At 72.4% G+C, this 26,929-nt stretch carries 23 protein-coding genes; 16 read left to right on the forward strand and 7 right to left on the reverse strand.

Features of this window, described 5'->3' with window-relative positions; translation table 11 throughout:
- The first annotated feature begins 41 nt into the window (after window positions 1-41).
- The 3 genes from ACIBNE_RS23825 (at window position 42) to ACIBNE_RS23835 (ending at window position 3,751) form a co-directional block, all read left to right on the forward strand.
- A complete protein-coding gene (locus ACIBNE_RS23825) occupies window positions 42-1,067 on the forward strand; it encodes a serine/threonine dehydratase (protein WP_399274658.1) in 1,026 nt (341 codons plus the stop codon).
- A gap of 122 nt (window positions 1,068-1,189) precedes the next feature.
- Window positions 1,190-2,596: a phosphotransferase gene (locus ACIBNE_RS23830; RefSeq protein WP_399274660.1), complete on the forward strand. Its 1,407-nt coding sequence runs from the start codon at window positions 1,190-1,192 to the stop codon at window positions 2,594-2,596.
- 33 nt (window positions 2,597-2,629) lie between these two features.
- Window positions 2,630-3,751, forward strand: coding sequence for a bifunctional class I SAM-dependent methyltransferase/NUDIX hydrolase (locus ACIBNE_RS23835; RefSeq protein ID WP_399274662.1), 1,122 nt, complete (start codon window positions 2,630-2,632; stop codon window positions 3,749-3,751).
- On the opposite strand, the gene ACIBNE_RS23840 is transcribed toward ACIBNE_RS23835, so the two are convergent.
- From ACIBNE_RS23840 to ACIBNE_RS23850, 3 genes are all read right to left on the reverse strand, one after another.
- A complete protein-coding gene (locus tag ACIBNE_RS23840; protein WP_399274664.1) occupies window positions 3,723-3,956 on the reverse strand; it encodes a helix-turn-helix domain-containing protein in 234 nt (77 codons plus the stop codon). The two genes, ACIBNE_RS23835 and ACIBNE_RS23840, sit on opposite strands and share 29 nt — an antisense overlap.
- Window positions 3,956-4,540, reverse strand: a complete 585-nt coding sequence (locus ACIBNE_RS23845; protein WP_399274666.1) for a DUF2975 domain-containing protein — start codon at window positions 4,538-4,540, stop codon at window positions 3,956-3,958. The genes ACIBNE_RS23840 and ACIBNE_RS23845 overlap by 1 nt, the downstream gene beginning before the upstream one ends.
- 75 nt (window positions 4,541-4,615) lie before the next feature.
- A complete protein-coding gene (locus ACIBNE_RS23850) occupies window positions 4,616-6,538 on the reverse strand; it encodes a potassium transporter TrkA (protein ID WP_399274668.1) in 1,923 nt (640 codons plus the stop codon).
- A gap of 272 nt (window positions 6,539-6,810) precedes the next feature.
- Between ACIBNE_RS23850 and ACIBNE_RS23855 the strand changes: the two genes are divergently transcribed.
- A complete protein-coding gene (locus ACIBNE_RS23855; RefSeq protein WP_399274670.1) occupies window positions 6,811-8,715 on the forward strand; it encodes a flavin monoamine oxidase family protein in 1,905 nt (634 codons plus the stop codon).
- A gap of 165 nt (window positions 8,716-8,880) precedes the next feature.
- On the opposite strand, the gene ACIBNE_RS23860 is transcribed toward ACIBNE_RS23855, so the two are convergent.
- Together ACIBNE_RS23860 and ACIBNE_RS23865 are read right to left on the reverse strand one after the other, a co-directional pair.
- On the reverse strand, window positions 8,881-9,513 hold the full coding sequence (locus ACIBNE_RS23860; RefSeq protein WP_399274672.1) for a hypothetical protein: 633 nt from the start codon (window positions 9,511-9,513) through the stop codon (window positions 8,881-8,883).
- A 134-nt stretch (window positions 9,514-9,647) separates the two neighbouring features.
- Window positions 9,648-10,412, reverse strand: coding sequence for a polysaccharide deacetylase family protein (locus ACIBNE_RS23865; RefSeq protein ID WP_399274674.1), 765 nt, complete (start codon window positions 10,410-10,412; stop codon window positions 9,648-9,650).
- Between the two features lie 494 nt (window positions 10,413-10,906).
- On the opposite strand from ACIBNE_RS23865, the gene ACIBNE_RS23870 reads away from it, so the two are divergent.
- The 4 genes from ACIBNE_RS23870 to ACIBNE_RS23885 all read left to right on the forward strand — a co-directional run bounded on the left by ACIBNE_RS23870 (window position 10,907) and on the right by ACIBNE_RS23885 (window position 14,617).
- A complete protein-coding gene (locus ACIBNE_RS23870) occupies window positions 10,907-11,467 on the forward strand; it encodes an EF-hand domain-containing protein (protein WP_399274676.1) in 561 nt (186 codons plus the stop codon).
- A 140-nt stretch (window positions 11,468-11,607) separates the two neighbouring features.
- Complete coding sequence (locus ACIBNE_RS23875) at window positions 11,608-12,177, forward strand: EF-hand domain-containing protein (RefSeq protein WP_399274678.1); 570 nt, start codon at window positions 11,608-11,610, stop codon at window positions 12,175-12,177.
- A 68-nt stretch (window positions 12,178-12,245) separates the two neighbouring features.
- Window positions 12,246-13,364: a terpene synthase family protein gene (locus tag ACIBNE_RS23880; RefSeq protein ID WP_399274680.1), complete on the forward strand. Its 1,119-nt coding sequence runs from the start codon at window positions 12,246-12,248 to the stop codon at window positions 13,362-13,364.
- Window positions 13,365-13,378: 14 nt separating this feature from the next.
- The gene (locus ACIBNE_RS23885; protein WP_399274681.1) at window positions 13,379-14,617 is read left to right on the forward strand and encodes a cytochrome P450; all 1,239 of its coding nucleotides are present in this window, start codon (window positions 13,379-13,381) and stop codon (window positions 14,615-14,617) included.
- Between the two features lie 15 nt (window positions 14,618-14,632).
- Here ACIBNE_RS23885 and ACIBNE_RS23890 read toward each other — a convergent pair whose 3' ends face one another.
- Window positions 14,633-15,580 (reverse strand): hypothetical protein, encoded by a 948-nt coding sequence (locus tag ACIBNE_RS23890; RefSeq protein WP_399274683.1) that lies wholly within the window; start codon window positions 15,578-15,580, stop codon window positions 14,633-14,635.
- A 573-nt stretch (window positions 15,581-16,153) separates the two neighbouring features.
- On the opposite strand from ACIBNE_RS23890, the gene ACIBNE_RS23895 reads away from it, so the two are divergent.
- From ACIBNE_RS23895 to ACIBNE_RS23915, 5 genes are all read left to right on the forward strand, one after another.
- Window positions 16,154-16,600, forward strand: a complete 447-nt coding sequence (locus ACIBNE_RS23895) for a tyrosinase family oxidase copper chaperone (protein ID WP_399274685.1) — start codon at window positions 16,154-16,156, stop codon at window positions 16,598-16,600.
- Between the two features lie 16 nt (window positions 16,601-16,616).
- Entirely contained in the window at window positions 16,617-17,441 is an 825-nt protein-coding gene (locus ACIBNE_RS23900) for a tyrosinase family protein (RefSeq protein ID WP_399274687.1), read from the forward strand.
- Between the two features lie 251 nt (window positions 17,442-17,692).
- Window positions 17,693-17,857 (forward strand): hypothetical protein, encoded by a 165-nt coding sequence (locus tag ACIBNE_RS23905; RefSeq protein WP_399274689.1) that lies wholly within the window; start codon window positions 17,693-17,695, stop codon window positions 17,855-17,857.
- 206 nt (window positions 17,858-18,063) lie between these two features.
- A complete protein-coding gene (locus tag ACIBNE_RS23910) occupies window positions 18,064-18,855 on the forward strand; it encodes a class I SAM-dependent methyltransferase (protein ID WP_399274691.1) in 792 nt (263 codons plus the stop codon).
- A gap of 118 nt (window positions 18,856-18,973) precedes the next feature.
- Entirely contained in the window at window positions 18,974-20,257 is a 1,284-nt protein-coding gene (locus ACIBNE_RS23915) for an NAD(P)/FAD-dependent oxidoreductase (protein ID WP_399274693.1), read from the forward strand.
- A 73-nt stretch (window positions 20,258-20,330) separates the two neighbouring features.
- On the opposite strand, the gene ACIBNE_RS23920 is transcribed toward ACIBNE_RS23915, so the two are convergent.
- Window positions 20,331-20,720: a cupin gene (locus ACIBNE_RS23920; RefSeq protein WP_399274695.1), complete on the reverse strand. Its 390-nt coding sequence runs from the start codon at window positions 20,718-20,720 to the stop codon at window positions 20,331-20,333.
- A 403-nt stretch (window positions 20,721-21,123) separates the two neighbouring features.
- Here ACIBNE_RS23920 and ACIBNE_RS23925 point away from each other — a divergent pair, with 403 nt between their 5' ends.
- The 3 genes from ACIBNE_RS23925 (at window position 21,124) to ACIBNE_RS23935 (ending at window position 26,863) form a co-directional block, all read left to right on the forward strand.
- A complete protein-coding gene (locus ACIBNE_RS23925) occupies window positions 21,124-21,972 on the forward strand; it encodes a helix-turn-helix domain-containing protein (protein ID WP_399274697.1) in 849 nt (282 codons plus the stop codon).
- 161 nt (window positions 21,973-22,133) lie between these two features.
- Window positions 22,134-26,423 (forward strand): DNRLRE domain-containing protein, encoded by a 4,290-nt coding sequence (locus ACIBNE_RS23930; protein ID WP_399274699.1) that lies wholly within the window; start codon window positions 22,134-22,136, stop codon window positions 26,421-26,423.
- The gene (locus ACIBNE_RS23935) at window positions 26,420-26,863 is read left to right on the forward strand and encodes a hypothetical protein (RefSeq protein ID WP_399274702.1); all 444 of its coding nucleotides are present in this window, start codon (window positions 26,420-26,422) and stop codon (window positions 26,861-26,863) included. Before ACIBNE_RS23930 ends, ACIBNE_RS23935 begins: the two co-directional genes overlap by 4 nt.
- The last annotated feature ends 66 nt before the right edge of the window (window positions 26,864-26,929 follow it).

Below are 26,929 nucleotides of genomic sequence, written 5' to 3' on the forward strand. Positions count from 1 at the left end.
CGTCCGCCTTCCCGCCACCCGTCACGCACCGGAGCCGTCCCGTGTCCCACCCTCCCCTGACGTACGCCGACATCGAGTCCGCCGCCGACACCATCCGCGGCCGGGTCCGCCCCGTCACCCTGTCCGCCCTGGCCCCAGGAACGGCCCCTGCCGGTCCGGACGACCCGCTCGACAACGGCTACCGCCCCGTCGGCGAGGTGCTGCTGGCCCACGAGTTCGAGCAGCACACCGGCAGCTTCAAGGCCCGCGGCGCGCTCACCTTCCTCGCCGCCCACCAGGCGACCGGCACCCTGCCCGACGCCGGAGTCACCATCGCGTCGGGCGGCAACGCGGGCCTGGCCTGCGCGTGGGCCGCCCAGCAACTGGGCGTGCGCGCCACGGTGTTCCTGCCCGAGACCGCCCCGCCCGTCAAAATCGCCAAGCTGCGGGGCTACGGCGCGCAGATCCACCTGGCGGGCCGCGAGTACGCCGAGGCGCTCGCCGCCTGCGAGGACTTCGCCGCCGCCACCGGAGCGCTGGCCAGCCACGCCTACGCCCATCCGCTGATCGCCGCCGGAGCCGGCACCCTCCTGGAGGAGATCGTCGCCCAGGTCCCCGACCTGGACACCGTGGTGGTCGCGGTCGGCGGGGGCGGTCTGTTCGCCGGTGTCGCCACCGCCGCGCGGAAGCACGGGGTGCACACCGTGGCCGTCGAGCCCGAGCACTGCCGCGCCCTCAACGCGGCGGTGGAAGCGCGCGAACCGGTCGACGTGAGCGTCGACTCGGTGGCCTCGGACTCGCTGGGCGCGCGCCGCGCCTGGCAAGGAGCGCTGGACGCGGCCCTCCACGACAGCGTCTCGTCCGTGCTGGTGTCCGACCCGCAGATCGTGGCCGCCCGCGAGGCCCTGTGGAACCGGCACGGCACAGCCGTCGAGCACGGCGCGGCGACCGCGCTCGCCGCGCTCCTCGCGCCCGCCCCCCACGGCTATCGGCCGCGGCAGGGCGAGAAGGTCGTCGTGGTCCTGTGCGGCGCCAACACCGACCCCAGCGATCTCACGCCGCCCGGCCCGACGCCCGACGCGGCCTGACAACCGCCAGAACCGCCCCACGCACCCCGCCGACACGTCTGCCGGGCAGGGCGGTCCCGTCGGTTCCCGGGCCTTCGCCGAGCAGGGCCCGCGCCCTTCGGACCACCACTCAAGGACCGCCGATGACCGGGCCCACCATCACGACAGCGCGCCATCAGGTGCCCGTCGACGTCCATCTGATCCTGCGCCGGGACGGCGCGCGCGGCGCCGAGGTGCTCCTGTCGCGGCGCGCGGGCGACGTGTACGCCACAGGGCTCCTCCACTGCCCTTCCGGTCACGTCGAACCCGGGGAGGACGTGGTCACGGCCGTCGTCCGGGAGGCCGGGGAGGAGACCGGAGTCGTCATCGACCCGGCCGACGTCCGTGCCGCGGTCACCCTCCACCACCGCAGTCCCGCCGGGCACATTCGCATCGGCTTCTTCTTCGAGGTGCTCGTCTGGCAGGGCGACCCCGGCATCAGGGAGCCGGACGTGTGCAGCGAAATGGGCTGGTACCCGCTCTCCGACCTGCCGACCGACATGGTCGCCTACTGCTGGGCCGGGCTGGACGCCTACCGGCGCGGCGCGCGGATCGCCCGCCACTTCCAGGAGCCCGACGACCCCGTTCCGTACCGGGCGGACGCCGGGCAGCGCCTCACGCTCCTGGCCGATGCCACGCCCCGTGGCGGCGGTCTGGACCTGCTGGACGAGGCGCGGCGGGCGTTCGCCGAGCACGCGGTCGGGCGCCTGGCCCGGGTGAGCGACGCCTCCCGGCCCCGGGCCTCCAGCCAGGTCTGGCGGATCGAAGGGGTCAACGGCGGCGTCTGGTATCTGAAGGCGCACCGGAGCGACCGCTTCCACCGCCGTGAGCGGCATGCGTACGAGAGTTGGGTGCGGTCACTCGGCGAGCGGGCGCCGCGCCTGGTCGCGGCCGACGGCGCACTGCGGGCGATCGTCGTCACCGAGCGACCGGGACGCAGCCTGCACGGTCTGACCCTGCGCCCGCCCGTCGAGCGGGAGGCGCACCGCCAACTCGGCCTGCTCACGGCCCGCTTCCACGCGGTGGCCCCCTCCGTCGCCGCCCCGCCGCGCGGCCCGGACGAGGTGGCTCGGCACTTGGAGCGCGCAGGGCCGCACCTCGCCGACGGGGACGCGGAGTTGGTGCGCGAGCTCGCCGCGCGGCGCGATGCGCTGCCCGAGGAGCGGTGGGTGCCGACGCTGGGCGGTCCGCGACCGACGAACGTCCTCCTGGACGACGCCGGTCCGGACCTCGCCGTCGGTTTGGTCGACTTCGAGCGCGCCGAACTCGGTCCACCGGTAAGGGACTTCGTGCGGATCGCCGACGTCTGGGACGGCCGCCCCGACCTGGCCGACGCGTTCTTCTCCGGGTACGGGGCCGTCCTCTCGCCCGAGCGGATGCGGCGCCTGGAGTGCGAGGCGGGCCTGGACGCGGTGAGCGGCGTGGGCCACGGAGCCGAGCACGGCGACCCTGAGCTCGTCACCCGCGGGCTGCGCACCCTGCGCCGCCTGCGCACCGGCGCCTTCCTGTGATCCGCCCGCTTCCCACGCCGAGGAGACCTGTCCATGGAGCACACCGCGCGCGCCGGATGGAACGAGTCGTACGCCTCGGGACGCCGGTACAAGTCGCTCTCCGACGCCGAACGGGCCCTGTTCGCGGCGCGGCTCCCCGCTCCGCCGGGGGCGCTCGCGCTGGAGGTCGGCTGCGGAACGGGCGGCCTGGCCCGGCACCTGGGCGGTGTCGGATACGCGGTGGACGCGGTCGACTTCTCCGAGGTCGCGATCGAGGCCGCCCGCGAACGGACCGGGTCCGGTGCGCGGGTGACGTACGTCCACTTCGACGTCGAGGAGGACGACTTCGCCGCGCTCCCCCACTCCGCGTACGACCTGGTGGTCTTCCGTCAGAGCTATCCGTTCGTCCGCGCCCGTACGCGGGTGGTCAACCGGCTCCGCGAACTGCTGCGCCCCGGCGGCGCGTTGTGCGTGATCACGCCGGTCGCCGACCTGGTGCCGCGGGACCAGCGCGGCATCGCCCTCGACGAGGGCGAGATCGACCTGCTGACGGCCGGGTGGGGGCTGGCCACCCGGGACGACGCCGACGGGCTGGCGTTCATCGTGCTGCGGGACCCCGTCCTGTCCGCAGTGACCACGGCCGACAAGCCCGGACCCGCACCGCGGGCACTGGTCGGCACGGGCGTGATCGTCACCGATCCGCGGGGCCGGGTGCTGCTGGGCCGCTCCGTGCACGGCACGTGGGAGCTGCCGGGCGGGAAGCCGGACGTCCTGGCGGACGGCCGGGCGGAAACCCCGGAGGAGACCGCCGTACGCGAACTCCGTGAGGAAACGGGGCTGGTGGCCTCCCCGGACGACGCCCGGGTCTTCGCGGTCCTCACCGACGCCACGCACGGCACCGTCCGCCAGACCACCGCCGTCCACGTGACCGCGTTCAGCGGCGAGCCCGCCGTGACCGAGCCGATCTTCACCCGGTGGGAGTTCATGGACCCCCACGACCTGGCGCACCTGCCGTCCCCGCTGTTCACCCCGGCGGCCCACATCCTGGAAGCCCGCTGGCCCGGTCTGCTCCCCCACCTGCCGCCGGTCGTCCACCTACGGGTCGACCGGCCGTCGGCACCGGTCGGCCGCGGCGGATCGGCGCGGCTCAGGCCGGACCGACCGGGTGGTGGGTGATCAGGTCGCCCGGTTGGCACTCCAGGACTTCGCAGATCTTCGACAGCGTCGAGAAGCGGATCGCCTTGGCGCGGCCGTTCTTGAGGATCGACAGGTTCACCACCGTGATCCCCACCAGCGACGACAGCTCCGTCAGGGTCATGCCGCGCTCGGCCAGCAACCGGTCGAGGTGGATCTGGATCGCATGCAGCTCCTCGTCGGACATCACACGGTCCCTTCGAGGTCCTCCCGCATCCCAACTCCCTGACGCATGATCTTACCCAGGATCAGCGCGGCGAGGCCCGCGAAGACCAGTGCCAGGGAGTCCTGCATCCGCACGTCCGATCCCACCATCGGCGCCATGCTCTCCACCAGCCAGGAGTGCGACCAGCCGACGACCAGGGAGGCCAGCGGGGCACCCAGGGTGACCACCCACCCCAGGCGCGTCAGCCCCCGGGCCGCGGCGTCGGTGAACGGGCCGTCCTTGATGACCGTCTTCAGCAGGAGGGCGAAGACCAGCAGGGCCACCGCCGCGAACACGCCCCACGTCACCTCGTCCCCCACTCCCGCGACCCGCTGGGCGAACGACGGATCCTTCTGGCACAGCCTCGCCGCGCTGCTGGACGCCTCCACTCCCCTGCCGACCGGCAGGGGCATCGCCAGGGGCGCGTTCGCCCAGAACCCGGTCTGCACGCACACCGACCCGTCGTCGGACAGGCCCACGACGCCCTTCCCCAGGGCGAACATCCCGAAGAGCACGGCCAGCAGCAGCGCGACCGAGCCGACTCCCCTGGTCAGACGCGTGTTCACAAGCAACCTCCCACATCAGGCATATCGAGTTTCGATACGTCTCACCTTAGGCGAACATATCGATAATCGACAAGCTCAGGGCCGGTCCGCGCACGCGAGCACGACGACCTGGTCCTCCTCCGACAGCCGCACCGCCCGCTCCCTGTCCGGGTTGAGCCTGATGCCGAAGTCCGGCGGCGTGCGCGCCTCGCGGCGCAGCCGGTAGCCGATGGCGACCTCGCCGCGCAGCCGGGCCGCCTCGGCCACCGTGCGGAAGGTCACCGCCGTGTCCGTACGCACATAGGAAGCGGCCCGGTGCAGGGCCACGGACCAGCCTCCCGGGCGGAACAACTCCTCGAACACGTCGTTGAGTCGGGGGTTCTCGGAGACCTGGGCCATGCACAGGCTCACCAGGTTCCCGCTGACGATGAAGTCGTCCGCGTGCGCGGCTTGCGCCAGTGTGCGGTTGCGGTCGTCGCCCATCTCCGTGGTGACCGAGTGGCGGTGGCCGTTCAGGGCCGCGAGGTCGCGCAGGTGGAGCAGTGTGATCAGGGTGCGCGAGTCGGCGTCGCAGGACCCGGTGCGGTCCCCGCTCACCACGATGACGTGGTCGTACGCCTCCAGGCGCAGGCTCTCCAGCAGTTCCCGGGAGGTGGTGTCGCCCTGTCGCCATTCCGGGCTGAGCACCTGGAGCGCGCCCGACGCCTTCCGTGCCGTCCCGGTACCGCCGTCCCCGGAGATGACGACGTCGAGCGTCGACCCGTGGGGCGCGTAGGCGTCGAGCTGCTGGACGACTTCCGCCGCGTGGTCGTTCCAGCCGAGCAGCAGGATGCGGCGGGCCGTCCGCGGGGCCTCCCGGCCGGGCGCGACGATCGCGGCGCGGTCGATCCGCGGTGGCCGCTCGGCGAGGACCATCGTGTCGTCGTCCTCCGTGATGGCGATGACCTTGTCGCCCGGGGCGATCCGGGTGTCGCCCGGCGGGCTCAGCAGGACCCGGCCGTCGTGCGTGGCCAGGCCGATGACGCTCGACGAGCGGTATCCGCCGACGGCCTCGTCGAAGGTGCGGCCCACGAGCAGGGGTTCGTCCGCCATGTAGACCTCGCACCCGTCGAAGTCGAGCAGTTGGGTGTAGATCGTGGACAGCCCCGACTGCAGGGCGGTCTGGACGAGCAGGCGGGCGATGAAACCGTGCACGTTGATCAGCAGGGCCCCGGACCCGCCCGCGATCCGCGCCGCCCGCAGGTTGTGCGCGTCCTCGATCCCCGCGACCAGGCGGGGGACTTCGCGCTCCGGGGCGTCCTCGATGTCGGCCAGCGGTCCCGCCGTGACGGCGAGCAGGGACTTGATGACCGTGATGTCGGGGCCGTCGCCGACCGGCGGGAGGACGATCACGGAGCGTGCGGTGCCCGGACTGGTGATCTGGACGTCGCGGATGTCCGTGGGGTCGCCCGCGCGGCAGACGACGCGGGTGGGCCCCGTGCGGGGCACCCGGCGGCGGATCGCGTCGTCCATCTCCACCTTGTCGCGGTCCGCGAGGACGACCACACAGGCGTCCCGCTGGTTGAGGTTGGCCTTCACCAGTTCGGAGACGACGGTGAAGACGTGCGGGGACCAGCCGAGGATCACCGTGTGGCCCGACTCGACGACGAGCGACCGGCCCTTGCACAGCAGGTCGAGCCGTTGGCTGATGCCCGTGCCCAGCACACCGACGAGCAGGCTCACCAGGAGCACGCCGCCCACGGTCAGCACGACCATCACCGCCCGCACCCACGGCGGCCCGTCCTCGCGCACGAGCATCGACCCCGGGCCCAGGGAGTGCAGGACGCCGTCCCACAGCAGGGGCAGCGTGCCCTTCCCCGTGCCGGAGACCAGGTCGGCGGCGATGTGCAGCAGTACGTACAGAACGATCAGCACGCCCATCGCCAGGCCGATGATCCCGATCATCGCGGGCGTGCCGCGCGCCATCAGGTTGTCGAATCGGTAGCGCATCCGGCGCGTCGTGATCCGGCTGTCTGCCACGTCTCCCCTTCCGTCGTTCCGCTGTTCGGTTGTTCCGGCGCCCCGTCGGGAACACCGGGCGGGGACGCGGTGCGGTGCGTGCGCGACCGAGCTCCGGACGTCACCGTCCCCGGTGCGACGGACAGCATCACTCCGGCCCGTGCGCCGGAAGCACGACACGCGGAGTGCGCATCCGATTGGTACGACAAGCGGGTGAGCGTTGCGCCCGCATCCGTGGTTCCGCACGCGCGCCACACGCGCGAGAGCCCCCGAGTGGCCCGACAGTGACCCCCATGAAGCCTGATCTGTCACGCCGCGTTTTCATCAGCGCCGGTGGAGCCGGGGCGCTGGCCGCCACGGTGTCGCCCGCCACCGCCGCCACGCCGTCGGCCGCCGCAGCGGCAGCACCGTCCGCCGGCGCCGCCGCGCCGTCGTGGGACGCCTGCCTGGCGGTGGCGCGCGCCGTGCTCCTCCTCGGGCCGGACGACGCGCCGCTGCTCCCCGAGTACGAACGCGTGCTCAAGGACGGCCTGCCGCGCTCGGGCGGCGGTCCCCGTCGGATCCTCGTCGTGGGCGCGGGCCCGGCCGGTCTCGTCGCGGCGGACCTGCTGGTCCGGGCCGGGCACGAGGTCACCGTCGTCGAGGCGAACGGCAACCGGGTCGGCGGGCGCGTCAAGACCTTCCGCACCGGCGGCCACGAGCACGCCGCGCAACCCTTCGCCGATCCGGCGCAGTACGCGGAGGCGGGTGCCATGCGCATCCCCGAGAGCCATCCCCTGGTGAACGGCCTCATCGAGTCGCTCGGGCTCGCCCGCCGCCCCTTCCACCTGGTCGACGTCGACGCCGCCGGTGCGCCGGTCGGGCGCACCTGGATCCACGTCAACGGCATCCGCGAACGCCGTGCCGACTACCAGCGCCGCCCCCGGCGGATCAACCGTTCCTTCGGCGTCCCCGCCGAGTTGGAGGACACCCCTGCGGCGGACATCCTCCGTACCGCGCTGGCTCCCGCGCGCGACCTGGTCACCGGCAAGCGGGACAAGGAACTGCTGGAGGGGTGGGCCACGCTCGTACAGCGCTACGGCGCCTGGTCCATGTACCGCTACCTCACCGAGCACGCCCAGCTGGACGACGCCACGATCGACCTGGTCGGCACGTTGGAGAACCTGACGTCGCGGCTGCCCCTGTCCTTTCTGCACAGCCTCGTCTCCAGCGCGTTGATCAGCCCCGACACCCGGTTCAACGAGCTGACCGGCGGCACCGCCGCCCTGGTCGACGCGCTGTACGCGCGGGTGAAGGACCGGGTGCGGCTCGACCGCCGCGCGGTGCGCGTCGAGCAGGACGACCGGGAGGTGCGGGTGCACACGGTCTCCGAGGGGCGGGACGCCCCGCCGGAGACCGAGGTGTTCACCGCGGACAGGGCGATCGTCACCGTGCCGTTCGCCGGACTGCGCCACGTCACGTTCCGGCCCGCGCTCTCCTACCCCAAACGGCGCGCGGTCACCGAGCTGCACTACGACGCGGCCACCAAGGTGCTGTTGGAGTTCTCCCGCCGGTGGTGGGAGTTCTCCGAGGAGGACTGGGAGCGCGAGCTGGAGGTCATCCGCCCGGGGCTCTACCGCGACTACCGGCTCGGCAGCGTGCCGGCCGACGGATCGCTCCTCGCCTCGCACCCGTCCGTCCCGCCCGGCCACCTCTCCGACGCGCAGCGGATCCACTACGCCGCGCACCGCACCGTCCAGGACCACGAAGGGCAGCCCCCCGCGGCCCGGGTCATCGGCGGCGGTTCGGTGAGCGACAACGCCAACCGGTTCATGTACGAGCCCTCCCACCCCGTCCCCGGCAGCGAGGGCGGTGTGATGCTCGCGTCCTACAGCTGGGCGGACGACGCGCTGAAGTGGGACGCCTACGACGGCGACGAGCGCTACCCCAGGGCCCTGGGAGGGATTCAGGAGGTCTACGGCCAGCGCGTCGAGGTCTTCTACACGGGAGTGGGCCGCACCCAGTCGTGGATGCGGGACCCCTATGCGTACGGGGAGGCTTCGGTGCTCCTGCCGGGCCAGCACACCGAGCTGCTGCCCCACGTGCCCACGCGGGAGGGCCGTCTGCACTTCGCCGGCTGCCACACCTCCGCCAAACCCGCCTGGATCGAGGGCGCGCTGGAGTCCGCCGTCCGCACCGCCGTCGAAGTGCAGCACTGACCGCTCGCGACAGCGGCCCGTCCGGGGCCGCGACGAGTGGTGGCCCGTCCTGAGCGGACGGGCCACCACCTGTGCGCCGTGCGGGCCGGCTCCCGCCTTCTCGGCCCGCTCCGCCGGTGGGCAGCTCTCCGGCGGACACCTCCTCGCAACTGGCGGTACGGGCCGTCAGGTGTTGCGGATGAGGGCGACGACGTCCTTGCGGCCCGACGCGGCGATGAGCGCGGTGTCGTCGGCCGAGGCCGCGGCGAGGCTGACGCGCGCCGCCTGGACGACCTGCACCACGGGGTTGGCCGCGCCGCCGGGTTCGTTCTGCTTCTCGTGGAGCTTCTTCGGGTTGAGGTAGTCGTACGTGTCGCCGCGCTCGCGGCGCGTGCTGATCGCTTCTTCGAGGCGCCGGACGTCGCGGGCCGCGATGTAGTCGGCCTGGGAGACGCCCGCCCAGACGCCGTCGCCTCCGGTGACGAAGAAGTGGTTGGGCGAGCCGTTGGGGTTCAGGGCGCTGTTGTCCACGAGGTAGGTGCGTCCCGAGCGGACCACGAGGCTCTTGCCGAACAGCGCCTGCCAACCGCTCTTGGGCTTCGCGAGGATCTTCTCGATCTGCTCGCCGACCTCGACGGCCTCGGCGGTGATGGTGGCGTCGTCGACGCTCGCGTGCAGGAGGCTGTTGGTCACCGCGGCGACCGTCGCGGTGGCGCAGTGGCGGTAGGAGTGACGTTGCAGGGACATGCCGATCTGGAGCGGAGTGGTGCCTTCGACCCTGACGTTGACGACGTTCCCGGTGATCGTTGCGGTGGCCATGGCGAATCCTCCCTCACGGGTCGGTGCCGGCGCTCCTGACGGACCGGCTACCTCGGCTTCACAGCACGATTACTATGTCAAGATTTAATTAACATGTCATCAATATTCACTAAATGCGTGACGTTCGGGGCTCGTCAACGGACCGGGAAGCCGAACGTGTAGCCCTGGTCCTTGAGCCAGGGCAGGAGGCGGCGCAGCGCCTCGACGGTCTGGGCGCGGTCGCCGCCCGCGTCGTGGAAGAGGAGCGTCGGGCCGTTGGACATCTCCCGCTTGACGGTGGCGACGATGGCTTCCGTACCCGGGCGCTCGAAGTCCTTGGTGTCCACGTTCCAGCCCAGCGGGCGCATGCCCCGCGAAGCGGCGAGCTTGCGGCTGTAGGGGGTGAAGGCCCCGCCCGGCGCCCGGTAGTACATCGGCCGGACGCCCCCGGACGCCTTGGTGATCATGCGCTCGGCATCGAGTATCTGCTTCGACTGGTAAGTCTGGGACTGCTTGTCCATGCCGGTGTCGTGCGACACCGAGTGGTCGCACAGCCGGTGCCCGTCCGCGAGCACCTTCTTCACGAGGTCCGGGTGGGCCTGCGCCTGCGTGCCCACCATGCAGAACGTGGCCTTCGCCCCGTGCTCCCGCAGCAGGTCGAGCATCTGGGGCGTCCACCGGGGGTCGGGGCCGTCGTCGATGGTGATGTTGACGCCGCGCGGCCCCTTGTCCGACGCGTGCACGATGCTCTCCGCGACCGGCTTGACGTCGCTGGTCGGCCTGGCGGCGGCCTTCGGGGCCGAGTCGCCCGACGAACCGGCCTGCGCGGTCCACACCGAGGCGCCGGTGGCGAGCAGCGTCACGCCGAGAGCCGCCCCGACTATCTTGCCGTTCCAGCCGCGCGCGCTGTGCCGTGCCATGTCCGCCCCTTTTCCCGCAGTCCCTCACCCGTACCCGGTCACCTTGCGACCAACCGGCAGGACGAGGAGCGGAGGCCGGGGGATCCCTCCGTTACCAATCGCGGACAATTCCAGGAGCGTTCGCGGACATCTCCGCGTGATCGGTGTCCGGAATCAGGCCAGTTGGCCCGTTCTCGCCCCCAGTGCGCCGCAGGAGCCGCCCCGGCTCCGGAAGCCTCGTACGCGCCGATCTCTTCCGGGTGATCCGCCCGCCTCCCTCCCCCGGCGGCTCGCCGCCGCACGGCGGGCTGAATTCGGAGTCCCGGAGCAAACGCCCCGGTGGCGTTCATTATCGGCGCCGACGAAGCTGAGTAGGATCGCCCCGGACATACGGCTGAAAGCCGTTTCCCCCCGGCCGAATTCGACCTCCTCGTACGAAAAGAGTGCGCATGGCGCCGCACGCGGCCGGGAATTCGGTGCGGCGTCAGAAAGCCCGCTCAGAAGGAGAAAGACCCATGACGCAGGACCTGCTGATCCGCAAGATCCTTCACGGCTTCGACCAGTTCGACGCGGACGGCAGCGGCGAGCTGACCGAATCCGACCACGTGCTCATGGGCCAGCGGACCGCCCAGGCACTCGGCCACGCGTCCGGGTCCGAGAGCGAGCAGGGCATCGTGGACGCGTACGTGAGCGTCTGGCGGAACCTGCACCTGCCCCGTCTCGCGCCCGGCACGGAGTCGATCACCCGGGAGCAGTTCGTCGCGTCCACCCTGGCCCTGGCCGACGACCCCGCGGCGGGCAGGGCCACCGTGGGGGCTCTGGCCGAGGTCTTCCTGACCGTCGCCGACGCGAACGGCGACGGCGTGGTGAGCCCCGACGAGTACTTCTGCTTCCTGCGGGGCCACTTCCCCCAGGTGACCCGGGAGGCCGCGGACATCGCCTTCGGGCACCTGGACCGTGACGGCAACGGCACGCTGTCGCCCGAGGAGTTCACCTCGGCGATCGTCGAGTTCTGGTCGAGCAGGGACCCGCACGCGCCGGGCAATTGGTGGACGGGCACGGACTTCACCGCGTAGTCCCCGCCGAGCGGCCCGGGATCGGCCGCTGCCCCGTACCGCGAGCGGTCGGCCCCGGAATTCCGGGGTCGGCCGAAAACGTGCGCGTCCGGTCACTTCGGCGGAACGCACCCGACCGAATCACAGGAGGGACCGGGTCGATGTGCCAACTATTGGCCAACAAGATTGATTTATCGTTCCTGCATATCGATATCGACCGCAACGGGGTCATCGAACGTCAGGATCTGCTCGGTCTGGCGGCGCGGCTGCTGCTCGCTCTCGGAGAGCCGTCGTCCACTTCGAGGGGGCAGCGGCTCCTGGGCGCCTTCGACCTGTTCTGGGACACGCTCGCCGCGCACTGCGACGTCGACCGCGACGGACGGATCACCCCGGTCGAGTACCGCACCGGCATGCTCACCGCGTTCGTCGACGGCGACCGCTTCGACGAGGTCTTCCTTCCCGCTGCCGCCGCGCTGGCGGGCGTCGCCGACACGGACGGCGACGGTCTGATCGACCGGCCGGAGTTCCAGACCCTGGAAACCGTGCTGGGCGTCGCGGAGCCCGACAGCCGCGCCGCGTTCGACCGGCTGGACACGGACGGCGACGGCACGCTGCGCGTCGCGGAGTACCTCGTCGCGGTACGCGACTACTACACCAGCCCTGATCCAGAGGCCCCGGGAAACTGGCTGTACGGAGCCGCGTTCCAGGTCCCACCCCCGAGGCGGGGATGACCCGGGGGCCGGCAGCGCCGACGGACACGGGCTGCCCTCCGCCGTCCGCAGGCGCCGCTGCGGCCCCCGTGGACACGAGCGCCTGGGCCAAGGAAGCACTGCCCCGGGCCAGCCGCTGGCTCCAGCTCCCCTGCCGCCGTCACCGCCACGCCTCCCTCCTGGAGCACCAGGCCAGGCGCTGGGCCGCGGAGAGCGGTCTGGCGACCGGCGCGGCCGGGTCCCGGCTGCGCGCCCACGGCCTCGAACGGCTGGCGGCCACCGCCATGTCCGAAGAGCGCGACGACCAGGTCCTGCTGTACGCCCACTGGCTGGTCTGGGTGTTCTGCCTCGACGACCACGTCGAGACCCGTACCGGGCCGCAGGAGATCGACGCCCTGTTCCGCGCGTTGACGGCCCGTACCGGCGGGAACCCGCCCGGGGACAGGGGCGGTCGGCCCCCGTGCGCCGTCGAAGCCGCGCTGGGCGACCTGTGGGAGCGGACCTGCCCCCGCACGAGCCACCACTGGCGCGCCCGCTTCCGACGCCATCTGCGCGAGCAGCACGCCGGGTGCCTGCGCGAACACCGGATGCGCCGCGCGGGCGCCGTCCCCACCCCCGAGGAGTATCCGCTGCTGCGCCGGCGGTCCAGCGGGCTGTGGCTGTACGACCTGCCCGAGGCGGTCCTGGACATCGAGCTGCCGCCCGCCTTCGCCGCCACCGCGCTCTGGCGCGAACTGGTCCGTCACATCAGCGACGCGGCGAACTGGTGCAACGACGTCCTGTCGCACCCCAAGGAGACCGCCGACGAGCTGACCGTCAACTACCTGCTCGTCGCCCGTCACCACCTCGGTCTGGCACCCGGCGCCGCACTCCACTGGGTCACCCGCCGCATCGTCGACCGGCTCGACCGGGCTGCCGCGCTGGGGACGCGCGTCCCCGACACCGCCCAGCGCCTCGGCCTGTCGCCCCACGCCGTACGCGGCGTCAGCCGCGTCGCCTGCGCCGTCCTCAACTTCCCTTCGGCCTACCTCTCCTGGGCCCTGGAGTCGGGCCGCTACACCGACCGCACGAGCCCCACCGCCCCGCTCTCCCCCACAGCCACCGGGGTCTCGCCGAGAGCCCCGACGGCCTACGCTGGCGCCCGGACGCTCCACCGCGCCCCGGCCGATCCGCCCGCACCCCGGCCCGCCCTCGGCCCGTACGTCTGAAGGGACCTTCCGCCGTGACGACACCGCCCGCCGCTCCGATCGTCCTCGACCCCACCGGATCCGACCCGCACGCCGAGCACCTGCGGTTGCGCGGCCACGGTCCGGCGGTCCGGGTGGACGTCCTCGGGGTCCCCGCCTGGTCGGTCAGCGATCCCGCGCTCCTCAAACAACTGCTGACCAGCCCCGACGTCTCCAAGGACGCACGCGCCCACTGGCCGGCGTTCGGTGACGTCGTACAGACCTGGCCCCTGGCGCTGTGGGTCGCGGTCCGGAACATGTTCACCGCGTACGGCCCGGACCACCGGCGGTTGCGCCGCATGATCGCGCCCGCCTTCAGCCACCGCCGCATCACCGCCCTGCGGCCGGACATCGACGCCCTCGTCGAGGGCCTCCTCGACGAACTCGCCGCGCTCCCCGCCGACCAGGACGTCGACCTGCGCGAGCACTTCGCCTATCCGCTGCCGATCGCGGTCATCTGCCGGCTCATGGGCGTCCCCGTCGAACAGCGCGCCGCGTTCCGTACCGTCGTCGACGGCGTCTTCGACACCACCTTGACCGGTGAGGAGTCCGCCGCCAACACCACCGAGCTGTACCGGGCCCTGGACGCGGTCATCACCGCCAAGCGCGCCGCGCCCGGTGACGACATGACCTCCCTCCTCGTCGCGGCCCGCGACGAGGAGGGCGACGGGACCGGGCTGTCCGAGGCCGAACTGCGCGACACCCTGCTGCTGATGATCAGCGCCGGGTACGAGACCACGGTCAACGTCATCGACCAGGCCGTCGCACATCTGCTCACCCACCCCGACCAGCTCGCCCGCGTCCGGGCCGGGCAGGCGCACTGGGACGACGCCGTCGAGGAGACCCTGCGCCTCGAACCGGCCATCAAGCACCTCCCCCTGCGCTACGCCCTCGCCGACATCCCCCTGCCCGACGGCCGGACCATCGCGCGGGGCGAGGCCATCCTCGCCTCCTACGCCGCTGCCAACCGCCACCCCGACTGGCACGGCGACAGCGCGGACGCCTTCGACGTCAGCCGGTTGAACAAGGAGCACCTGGCGTTCGGCCACGGCATCCACTTCTGCCTCGGCGCTCCCCTCGCCCGCCTCGAAGTCGCCACGGCCCTGCGCCTGCTCTTCGAGCGCTTCCCCGGCATCGAACTCGCCGTACCGGCAGCGACGTTGAGGCCGTCCGGGTCGCTGATCAGCAACGGGCACCAGGCCCTGCCGGTCCGCCTCGGCGCGGCCGCCCGCTGACCGGCGCGTGCCGCCCTACCGCGCGGACACCGCCATGGCGACGTCGTCGTCCGCGCCGCCCGCGATCAGGAAGCGGGGCCGGAACCCTTCCGGGACGACGAAGCAGAGGCGCGAGGAGGGCGGGGGCAGCGCGGCGACGTGCCCGTCGAAGGCACCGGGCGCCGTTCCGCACTCGTCGGCCTCCAGCAGCGAGGCCTTCCCCCTTCCACTGCCGATCAACTCCAGCTGGAGGTATCCCTCTTCCTTCCCTTCGTTGCGGACGGCGACGTCCGCGACGAGCACGCGCAGCCCGGAGAGCCTGCCGGGCGCCCCCTCCGGCGTCTTCTCCGCCATCGGGGCGCCGATGCGCAGCGAGTAGCCCCTGACGGTCGCCGCGTCACCGGCCCGCACCACCGTCTCGGGGAAGAACTTCGGGGAGTCGTAGACGCCCATGCCGTCGAGCGTCCAGGGACGCCCGCCGGGCGCGTCCGAAGTGAAGAGGGAGGCGGACACGGCGATCGCCCCCGCCAAAAGGGCCGCGGGAGGAACCAGTTGGCGTACGGCACCCGGGCGCAGCGCTCGTCGCGCGGCGACGAGGACGCGGCGACCGAGCCATGCCGTGACGCCGAGGAAGGCCACCGAGAGGGTGACCAGGACGAGGATCCCCGTGTGGTGGTGCAGGTTCACCTCGCCGTCGGGTCCGCTCACGGAGATCGCGCGGTCCGTGACGCGGGACCGCGCCACGACGACCGCGTCGCCCAGGTGGATCGGCTCCAGGATCCCGCCGCCTTCCCCGAGCGGCACCTCGGCGCCGCTGTCGGTCAGCGCCTCGACGAAGAAGCTGTTCGGTTCGCCCTCGTCGGTCCCGTCGCTGGAGTGGCCGATCACCGCGGTCTCCCGCACCACCGGCGCCACGGCTTCCGTACCCCACACGGCCAGGAAGGCCACCGCGGCTCCCAACACCGCCAGCCAGAGCAGCCCCATGACTCCCAGACTCCGGGCTCTCTCCGTGTCGGCCGCGTTCATCGGGCGCCTCCCGACGCCCTGGCGACCCGTACGGTTTCCCCGCTGTTCCCCCGGCCGACGTCCCACGTCCCCCGCATGCCCCGCACTTCCCCTCCGCGTGCCGTTCGTGACGGCACGAAGCTACGTCACCCGGTTGAACACCGGCATGAGCGCTCCTACTCAGGCATGCGCCGAGGCTCGGGAAGGGTGCGGCAGGGCGGGCGCGAGGCACTGCCTCTACAGGGGCGGCCACCATGATTTTCGGCCATATCTGCATGGTGCACGTACAACGTGGAGGCAGGGAGTGATCCGAAAGATCTTCACGATCAGGGCACACGCACAACGGAATCTGCACTTCCGGGGCGAATGGATGCTTGTCCCAAGCAAGATCGAAGACGGCGGCCGCCGCACGGCCCGTTGCAACATGTCCGCCGGACGACCCATCGGCCGGACGCCTTCTACCGCGAATGATCACCCTCCGTTTAGGTATGGCCAAGGCGGTCCCACTCCATCCGGGGTCGTCTTCAGCCATACCTTTAGGGGTTATCTGTCATGTTCAGACCCACCCGCCGTCAGGCCGTGAAAGCCGTCACAGGCGCCACCGCGGGCGTGGCGCTCGCCGGCATGGCCACCGCTTGGGCGGACACCGGATCCGACGACAGGGGCACGACCGCCCCGTTCGGCTCGAACACCGATCTCGCGTCCTTCGACGAGGTCTTCGAGGGCCGCCGCATCCAGGGGCAGCCGGTCCGGGCGGCCGGATCCCACGCGTCGGGAACGCGCGCTTCCGGGCACGGCAGCCACGGCGGACACGCGGGCCACGGCACCTTCCGCGTCCTGATCGACGGCCGGGACCTCCAGGTGATGCACCACGAGGGCACCGGCTGGAGCAGCGCGATCAACCACTACGAGAGGTTCGCGACCCCGCTCGACGCCGCACGCACCGCGGTCACCTCCCTCAAGGGTGCCTCCCTCGTCCCCTTCGACCCCACCGCCTGAGCCGGGAGCACTCGCCATGACCGTACGCAAGAACCAGGCGAACCTCACGGCCGCCGAGAAGAAGGCATTCGTCGACGCCGTGCTGGAGGTCAAGCGCATCGGCAAGTACGACGAGTTCGTCGCGGCCCACCGCCTCCGCTTCGCGCTGGACATGAACACCGGTGTCTACGTGGGCCACTTCGGCCCGTCGTTCCTGCCGTGGCACCGCAAGTTCCTCATCGACTTCGAGAACGAGCTCCAGAAGGTCGACGCCTCGGTGTCGATCCCCTACTGGGACTGGACCGCCGACAACACCGTCGCCTCCTCCGTCTGGGCGCCCGACCTGCTCGGCGGCACCGGACGCCCCCTGGACGACCAGGTGATGGACGGCCCCTTCGCGTACTCCGCGGGCAAGTGGCCGATCACGGTCCAGGTCGACAGCCGCCCGTTCCTCGCCCGCAACCTGGGCTACCGCGTCTCCACGCTCCCGACGAAGGCCGAGGTCGACGCCGCCCTCGCCGTCCCCACCTACGACTCCGCGCCGTGGCGCGACGGCTCGGCGGGCTTCCGCTCCGCGCTCGAAGGGTCGGCGGGGTACATGAGCATGCACAACCGGGTGCACACCTGGGTCTGGGGCCAGATGGAGTCGAGCGTCTCCCCGAACGACCCGGTGTTCTGGCTCCACCACGCGTTCGTCGACAAGCTCTGGGCCGACTGGCAGGCGCTCCACCCGGCCAGTGCCAAGTACCTGCCTGCCGGGGGCACGGCCGACGTGATCGACCTGAACGAGACCATGCCGCCCTGGACCGACACGACCCCGCAGAGCATGCTCGACCACACCCCGTTCTACACCTACGCCTGACGGCCGATCTGCCGCGCGGCAGGTGGTGCGGCGAGTCCCTCCGGCCGACGGCTGGAGGGACTCGCCGGTGCCGGGTCCGCCGGAGACCCCCGGTGCCCTGCCGCTTCGCCTCATGGCGGCGGGCCGCTTTCGGGCAAGAGCACGTCTCCCCCGGGAGCGGCCCGCCCCCTCACGAAAGCTGTGCGACACCCGTATCCGGAGGCGAGCACACCTCTGTCCGATTGTCGTACCCCCGGCCTAAAATGGCCCACATGCCCCCAACTCCTGCGCACCCAGGCCCCGCACGCCCCGCTGCGGTGATCAACGAGGAGATCCGAGCCCTCGTCGAGAGCGGGCACGTCGGCAGCGACGAATACCTCGCGCTGCTGGTCGAATGGGTCGCAGCCGCTCGCGCCGAGCAGAAGCACGCGGCGTAGCCGAGGCGTTCCGCCCCGGGCCCCGCCGTCGTCGCGCCGAGGGCCACGGCCTGGCCCCGGCCGCCGGTGGAGCGGCGGCGCCGCGAGCCCCCGGCCGCCTCGGTGCCCGCTTATCCCGTTGAGCCCGCACCCTGCGATCGTGTTGGCTGGCGGCACCGGACCGTCAGTGCCGCAGCTGTCCGCGCGGCCGCACCAGGGAGTTGAACGTGAAGGACATCGATGTCGACCCCGTCGCCCACAATCGGGCGGCCTGGGACAGGTACGTCCAGGAGGGCAACGAGTGGTCGACGCCGGTGAGCACCGAGGACGTCGAGCGCGCCCGCACGGGTGACTTGTCGATCGTCCTCATCGGGCACGAGCCGGTCGACCGCTCCTGGCTGCCGACGGACCTGACCGGCAAGGACGTGCTGTGCCTGGCCTCCGGCGGTGGCCAGCAGGGGCCGATCCTCGCCGCCGCGGGGGCGCGGGTCACCGTGTTCGACAACTCGCCCCGCCAGCTCGGCCAGGACCGGACTGTGGCGGCGCGCGACGGGCTCGAACTGCGCACCGTCCTGGGCGACATGCGCGACCTCGGCGACTTCGGCGACGCGGCGTTCGACGTCGTGTTCCACCCGGTCTCCAACCTGTTCGTACCGGACCTGGCACCGGTGTGGCGCGAGTGCTTCCGCGTCCTGCGGCCGGGCGGCACCCTGCTCGCGGGCTTCCTCAACCCCGACGCGTACCTGTTCGACCACGAGGCGCTCGACGAGCGCGGCGAGCTGATCGTCGCGCACAAGCTGCCCTACAGCGACGTCGCGCAGTACTCCGCCGAGGAACGCGCCACGAAGTTCGGCGCGGACGCCGCTCTTGAGTACAGCCACACCCTCACCGACCAGATCGGCGGGCAGCTCGCCGCGGGGTTCGCCCTCACCGGTTTCACGGAAGCGCCGCACCATTCGAACGCGTCCGCTCCCTACATGTCGAGCTATTTCGCGACGCTGGCGGTCAAGCCGGGTTGACCCGGCTGCGGGGCCCGCCGTCGATTCCCTTGACAACTCGCCATGCCCCTGACAGGAGTGACACCTGCACCACCCCCACTCCTGTGAACGGCACACCCCCAGAGGGAGCGATCAGCGGATGGCCAAGCCCGAGAGCGCGGGACCCGAGTACGACGTCGTCATCAGCGGAGCCAGTCTCGCCGGGAGCGCCGCCGCGATCCTGCTCGCGCGCCGCGGCGCGCGCGTCGCCCTGCTGGAACGCCGCTCGGATCCCGGGGCGTACAAAGTGCTGTGCACCCACTCCCTCACGGCCAACTCCTATCCGGTGCTCGACGAGTTGGGGCTCATCCCCGCCCTCGAAGAGACCGGAGCCATTCCCAACCACGCCCGCTGGTACACCCGTTGGGGGTGGATCGAGCCGAAGGACACGCCGAACGGGCCCGCGCTGCCGCACGCGTACAACGTCCGGCGCAGCACCCTCGATCCGTTGATCAGGGCCCGTGCGGAGCGGACGCCGGGCGTCGATCTGCTCCTCGGCCACCAGGTGACCGGGGTGGTGCGGGAGGCCGGCCGGGTCGCGGGGGTGCGCGTGTCGGCGCCGCGCGGCGAGCGCGAGATCCGGGCCCGCCTGGTGGTCGGCGCCGACGGGAAGGACTCGCCCGTGGCGAAGTTCGCCGGGGTGCCCGCCCGGCCGTACGAGAACGCGCGGTTCGGCTACTTCGCGCACTTCCGCGGCCTTCCGCTGCGCGACGGGATCAGCCACGTCTGGTTCCTCGAACCCGACATGGCGTACGCGTTCCCGAACGACGACGGGGTGACGGTCGTCGCCGTGCTCCCCGACAAGAAGCGGCTGCCGGCCTTCAGGGAAGACTTGGAAGGCAGCTTCTTCGCGTTCGTACGCGCCCTGCCCGAGGCGCCGCCCGTCGACTCGGCCGAGCGCATCACGAAGATCACCGGGACGGTCGACTACCCGCTCCACAGCCGCAGGCCGACCGCGCCGGGCGTCGCCTTCGTCGGCGACGCCGCTCTGACCAGCGACCCCTTGTGGGGCGTGGGGTGCGGTTGGGCCCTGCAGACGGCACAGTGGCTCGCGGACGCGGTCGCTCCAGCCGTCACCGGCCGGGGCGACCTCGACAAGTCCCTCGCGGCGTACGCCCGTACGCACCAGCGGCGGCTGCTCGGCCATCAGCGCCTGGCCGTCGACTTCGCGAGGTCGCGTCCGTTCAACCCCCTGGAGCGGCTGATGTTCTCGGCGGCGGCGCGGGACGAGGCGGTGGCGCGGCACATCCATCTGTTCGCCTCCCGGCTGATGAGTCCGCCGCGCTTCCTGAGTCCCACGGCGCTGGCCAGGGCGTCGGCCGTCAACCTCAAGCACCGCAGGGCGACGGCGCCGTCCGCGCGCCTGTCGCGCACGGGGGCGTGATCCTGGCGGCGTACGCACCCGTGGTTCCTGCCCGGCCCTGAACCGCCGCCCTGACGCCCCCTGCGGCTCTCGCCTACGCCTCGGTCCGCTTCTCCAGGCGGCTGCCGCGCGGCAGGGTGATGGACATGATGTCGCTGGGGGCGTCCAGGGCGATGCGGTGCCACCGTCCGCGCGGCACGACGACCGCGTGTCCTGCCGCCACCTCGATCTCCTCCTCGTCCTCCCCCGGCCGTCGCGGGCGCAGGTGGAGGCGTATGCCGCCGGTGAGGCAGGAGACGACCTCGTCCGCGGCGGTGTGCAGCTCCCAGTGGTCGCCGTGGACGTCGGCGTCGGTCTCCACGCGGAAGGTCATCACCTGCCAGGCCTCCCCTTCGTGGTTGAACACGGGCTTCTCGGCGCGCACCCTGCCGTCCTCGTCGAGGTGGACGAAGGAGGCGAAGAGGTCGAACGGGGTGACGGTCACGTCGTGACTTCCTTACGGTGACGGGGTTCGGGCGATGGGTTCTTCGGTGCGTGTGCCGCGGCGCGGCAACCAACTCGTCGCTCCGCGGCAGCGAAAGGGCCGCGTCGACGATGTGGTGACCGGCCGCTTCCAGGGCGCGGAGGGTCGCGTCGACCGCCGTCAGGAACGCCGGATCGACGGGCAGCCCGTCGACGGGCGGGGCGACGAGCACACCGGCCCGCAGGCCCGGCCGCGGCGAGTTCGAGCGCCGACGCGAACGGGTCGAATGGCTGGTGCGTCACGAACCTTCCCCTCCTGTACGGGTGTTGTGCCGCCACTTTCACCGCGCGCCCGGTGCCGCGTCTTGGACGAATGTTCCGCGGGCGGCGGCGGGGCACGGCGACGGGGCTCGTAACCTGGTGCCATGCGCCGCCCCGAGTCGACCCGCGCCGCCGCGGCCAGGTGGGCCATCGCCACCCCGTCGCCGCACGACCGGTTGCCCGGGGTCGACATGGCGGGGTTCCGCGACCTGAGCACGGACCTCGTCGACCTCCGGGTGGTCCCGTACCCGGCCGTCACGGTGGTCGTCGACTTCGGCGACGGGGTGCTCGTCGACGACGCCGACGGCCGGCAGCGGCGGGGCAGCGTCGTCCTCGGCCTCGCGCCCGGCGGCGTCCGGGTGAGCGGCCGGGACATCGAGTGCCTACAGGTGCGGCTGTCGCCGCCGGTCGCGCGCGCGGTGCTGGGCGACTTCCCCGGACCGGGGTCCGCGGCGCTCCCCCTCGAAGACCTCTGGGGCCGCGACGCCGTACGGCTGCGGGAGAGGCTGCGCGACGCCGCGTCCTGGGACGACCGGTTCGCGATCGCGCGGGCCGCGCTCGCCCCGGGGCGCGGGGCGGGCCCCGGGGTCGATCCGGAGGTCGGCCACGTCTGGCGGCGGATGGTGGACAGCCGGGGCCGGCTCCGGGTCGAACCGCTGGCGACCGAGGTCGGCTGGAGCCGCAAACGGCTGTGGTCCCGCTTCGGGGCGCAGATCGGCCTCACGCCCAAGCGCGCCGCGCAGTTGGTCCGCTTCGACCACGCGGCCCACCTGCTCGCGGCGGGGCACAGCGCTTCCCTGGTGGCCGTGGAGAGCGGCTACGCCGACCAGTCCCATCTGCACCGGGACGTCATGGCCTTCGCCGGGGTGACGCCCACGGCCGTCGCGGCCGCGCCCTGGCTCGCGGTCGACGACGTCGCATGGGCGGCCCCGGAGCACCCGGCGAGGCGCTGACCTCGCATTCCGGACTTTCGGCCTGACCGTTTCAGGACCAATAGCCCCCATTCCCCCGAAAGCGTGCGACTAGCTTTACCGGGTCTTGACGATTTCTTTAAGTGGGAGGGGATCCTGTGTCAGATGGCCCGCAGCGGCGCACGCTTCGCAGAGTGGGGGTGGTGAGCAGTTGTCTCGCGCTGTCCGGACTGCTCACCTTCGAAGCCGTGGCCTCGGGTGCGACCGCGCTCGAAGCGGTCGCCGCGCCGCGCCCCGACGGCGCGGCCACCGGCAAGCCGAAGCCCGCGACCGACGCCTCCGGCGCGCTGCTCGACGCGCGCCTCAAGGGCAGCCGCGTCGAGGTGCTCGACGCGCGCACCGAAACCCTCACCGTCTGGGCCAACCCCGACGGCACCCTGACGGAGGACCGGTCCGCCGGGCCCGTGCGCTTCCGCGACGCGGACGGCGACTGGACGGACGTCGACATACGCCTCGCCCGGCAGGCGGACGGCGGTGTCGCCGCCAAGGCACACCCCCTCGGCCTGACCCTCGCGGGCCCCGCCCCCGAGCGCGCCGACACCGCGGCCACCCGGCGGCTGCGCGCCTCCGCTCCGGTGCCCGCCGCCACGCCCCTGGTGTCCCTGGACTCCGGTGACGGCCGCCGCGTCGAACTCGGCTGGCGCGGCGCCCTGCCCGCGCCCCGCGTCGACGGCACGAAGGCCACGTACCCCGACGCCCTGCCGGACGCCGACCTCGTCGTCGACGCCACCCGCACCGGCTTCGAGCAGTTCCTCCTCCTCAAGTCCCGCGAGGCGGTGGACGAGGCGGGCACCCTGCGCATGACGCTCTCCGCCGAAGGCCTGACCGCCAAGGCGGCCCCGGACGGCGGCGTGACCTTCACCGACGCCAGGTCGGGGAAGGTCGCGGGCACCCTGCCCGCCCCCGTCATGTGGGACGCCCGCACCGACCCGCGCTCCGGCGACCACCCGCACCGCGCGCCCGTCGCGATGTCGTTCGTCCAGCACGGCGACGAGATCGACCTGACGCTCACCCCGGACGCGGCGTTCCTCGCCGACCCGAAGACGCGGTTCCCGGTCACCGTCGACCCGTCGGTGAACCTGCTGACGACGTTCACCACCTTCGTGCAGCAGGGCTACGGGACCGACCAGTCGACGTCCAAGGAACTGAAGCTCGGCAACAACGGGTCGGGCCAGGTCGCCCGCTCGTTCCTGAAGTTCGACAACAAGCCGGTGAAGAACGCCGAGATCGCCTCGGCGACGCTCAAGCTGTGGAACCACCACTCGTGGTCCTGCCAGGCCCGTGCCTGGGAGGTGTGGGACACCAGCTCGGCCTCGACCGCGACCCGCTGGGACAGCCAGCCCAAGTGGAACCGCAAGTGGGCGACGTCCACCCAGACCAAGGGCTTCGGCGCGGGCTGCGACGACGGCTGGGTCACCGCCGACGTCACGAACCTGACGCAGGCGTGGGCGGCGAACCCGTACAACGAGAACAGCATGGGCATCCGGGCCACGGACGAGAAGGACTCGTACGCCTGGAAGCGCTTCAACTCCCGCAACGCCGCGAGCAACGTGCCCGTCCTCTCGGTGACGTACAACCGGCTCCCCGCGGTGCCGGGCGCGGTGACGGTCGACCCGTCCTCCTACAACACGTTCAACAAGCGCACCTACGCCACCTCCGAGACGCCCACCTTCGCCGCGAAGGTCTCCGACCCGGACGGCGGCACGGTCAAGGCGCAGTTCGAGGTGACCGCCTCCCCCGAAGGCGGCGGCGGCTCGTACTCCTGGACCGGGACCAGCGCGGGCGTCGCGTCCGGCGCCACCGCCAAGCTGGCGCTGCCCGCCGACAAGAAGCTGGGCTCCTTCGGCTACCGGGTGCGCGTCCGCGCCCACGACGGCTCGGCCTACGGCCCGTGGAGCGGGTACACGCCCTTCCACGTGAACGTGCTCAAGCCGCTCCGCCCCGCGATCAGCTGCGACGGGTACGCGCAGGACCAGTGGACCGACAAGAACGGCGAGCTGACCTGCACGCTGGCCACCACCTCCAGCGACGGCCGGGGCTACCGCTACGGCCTGGACGACCCGAACACCCCGCACGAGGTCAACGACCCGGCGGGCACCGGAGGCAAGCCGCAGACGGTGAAGCTGAAGGCCGCCAAGGGCTGGCACACCCTGCACGCCCGCACCGTCGACTCGGCGGGGCTGCTCTCGGGCACCGCCTCCTACCAGTTCGGCGTCGGCCCCAAGCCCGTCGTGCTGCCCGTCCCCGACGTGCCCGGCACGCTCCAGGAGGGCGCGACCGACACCCCGACGCCGCTGCTCTCGGGCGTCGTGACCTCGGGCGACCAGTCCCGGGTGACCGGCGAGTTCGCGCTCTACGACGCCGCGGGCAAGGAACTGCCCGGTGTGGCCCTGCCCCCGTCCACCGAGGAGAGCGGCAACCGCGTCGCCACCGCCGTCCCCGAGGACACCCTCGTCCCGGGCCGCGCCTACCAGTGGGCGATGCGCGCCTGCGGCGACCACGCGTGCTCCGCGTGGACCCCGAAGCGCCCGTTCACCGCGAAGCCCCCGAAGGCCGACCCGGTCCCGGCCACGCGCACGGTCGAGATCACGGCCCTCTCGGACGCCACCGCCCCGGTCGGCGCCCGTGACTGCGCGGACCAGGACTGTGCCGCCGTCCGCGACGAGACGCTGCGCGTCGGCACGCCCGGCGGCGTCTCCTGGCGCTCCTGGCTCAAGGCCGACCTGTCCGCCGTCCCCGCGGGAGCGCGGATCACCGACGCCCGGCTGAAGCTGCACCGCGCCGACTGCTCCGCCGACGAAGGCTGCGAGGAGCCCGCCGCGACGCTGAAGGACCTCGCCGAGGCGTGGGGCCCCGAGCTGAGCGGTCAGGCGCTGGCCGCCGCCGCGAGCGACGAGCCGTTCGTGACCGAGGAGGAGCTGCCGCTCGCCCTGGGCGACCTGAACGTCGGCCCGCTGGTCGCGGACTGGCTGGAGACCGGCGAGAACCACGGGCTGAGCCTCCAGCTCGGCGACGAGACCGACCACGCCCCGGGCGTGGTGTACCACTCCTCGCGCGCCGCCGACCCGGCGAAGCGCCCCGTGCTCGTCGTCTCCTACGTCCCCTCGGGCGCGCCGGGCGCGCCCGAGGACGTCAAGGCGGTCCCGGCCGGCGGCGGTCTGCTGGCCACCTGGAACGCCCCGCGGGACCCGGGCGCGGCCACCGACGCGCTCACGTACACCGTGGTCGTCCGCAAGGGCGCGGACGAGGTCGCCCGCCGGACCGTGGACGGCACCCGCGCGGTCTTCGACGGGCTCGCCAACGGCGCCGACCACACCGTCACCGTCACCGCGGCGTCCGGGTTCGGCACGTCGAAGGCGGCTTCCGCCGCACCCGTGAAGCCGGTCGCGATCGCTTCCCAGGACCGCTACGCCCAGGCCGTACGGGACTACTTCACGGCCCGCGCCGCGCTGCTCACCGGCGCGCACACCAGCGCCGAGAAGGCCGCTGCCGCGTCCGCGCACGGGGCGATGTTCCGTGACCTCCTCGCCGCGCAGGCACCGGAGCTGAACCGGATCCGCGAGGCGGGCGCCCGGCACGGCCGCCGCATCACGGAGGCCACGGCCGTCCTGGACGAGCCGCTGACCGGGGCGGGTCCCGACAGCACCGTGGTCGTGCGCGGCCGGGTCACCGAGCGGACCGTCCTCACCCACGAGGACGGCACCCGGGAGCCGGAGGAGGGCGAGTCCCCCGGCCGGTTCGTGTTCGCCGGCGACGTCCTGCGCGTGGAGGCCAACGACGCGGCGGTGGAGGTCACCATGCCCTCCGGCACGGCCGCGGTGGAGGCCGCCACCGTCGCCCCGCCCGCCGAGGACAGCGTCGGCGACATCGTGTCGCCCGAGGACGAGGCGCTGCCCGTCGTGCTGGACGCCGACGGACTGGCCGTCGACGCCCCGGCCGGTGCCGCTCCGCCCGTCGCCTACGCGGCGCCGAACCACAGCGGCACGTCGAGCTGGGCCAAGCGCAACGTCAACATCAAGTGGGACCACGGCAACGACTGCGCCAACTTCGTCTCCAAGGCCCTGCACTACGGCGGCAAGATGAAGCAGCGCAAGGGCGGCCGCAAGAACCCGTCCCGCTGGTTCATGAACCGCATCGGCCCGATGAAGCTCGACAGCTACACCTGGGCCGCGGCGGCCAACCTGCGCCAGCACCTGAAGGACCACAGGGGCGGCCGGGAGATCTCCCGCTACGACGTCCGTCCCGGTGACGTGATCTTCGCGTACTACAAGAAGGACCGCCGCTGGAACCACGCGGGCGTCGTCACCGGCGGCAAGGGCGGCAACGTGAACATCAGTCAGCACGGCAGCAAGAACCACACCACGCTCAACCAGTGGCTCAAGCCGGGCAAGATCACGGCGGTCAGCATCATCAGGCCCGGGAGGCGCAGTTGAGACGAGCACGACGGACGGGCACGGGCCTGGCGGTGGCGGCCGCGCTGCTGCTGGCCGGGTGCACGACCGACCACACCCCGCCGTACGTCAAGGACGGCACCGCCGACCTCGACCTGTCGGTGACGGGCCGCCCGGTCCCCAAGACCCTGGCCCTGGTCGAGAAGGCCCTCGTCCGCATCCAGCGCGGCGACGCCAAGGGCCTGGCGAAGCTGTCGTACGACGGCGAGAACGCCGAGGAGACGGCCCGGGAGTGGGTGGACAAGTGGCGTGACGCCGCGCAGCGCCCCGCGGTCGCCGAGTTCCTCGTCAGCCCGAAGAAGTACGTGGACGTGGTGGTCCGCTTCGAGGGCTCGAAGGACCGGCTGCAGCTCACGCTCCAGGAGGACACCGACGACTGGTCCTACGGCGTCGTGACCCGTGAGGGGTTCTACGACGAGTAGGCCGCGACTGCCCCGGCCGGTCCGGGGAACGTGAACCGTGTGCCCCGCCGCCTCTTGGTGGCGGGG

The organism is Streptomyces sp. NPDC050504 (assembly GCF_044458065.1).
GTDB lineage: Bacteria > Actinomycetota > Actinomycetes > Streptomycetales > Streptomycetaceae > Streptomyces.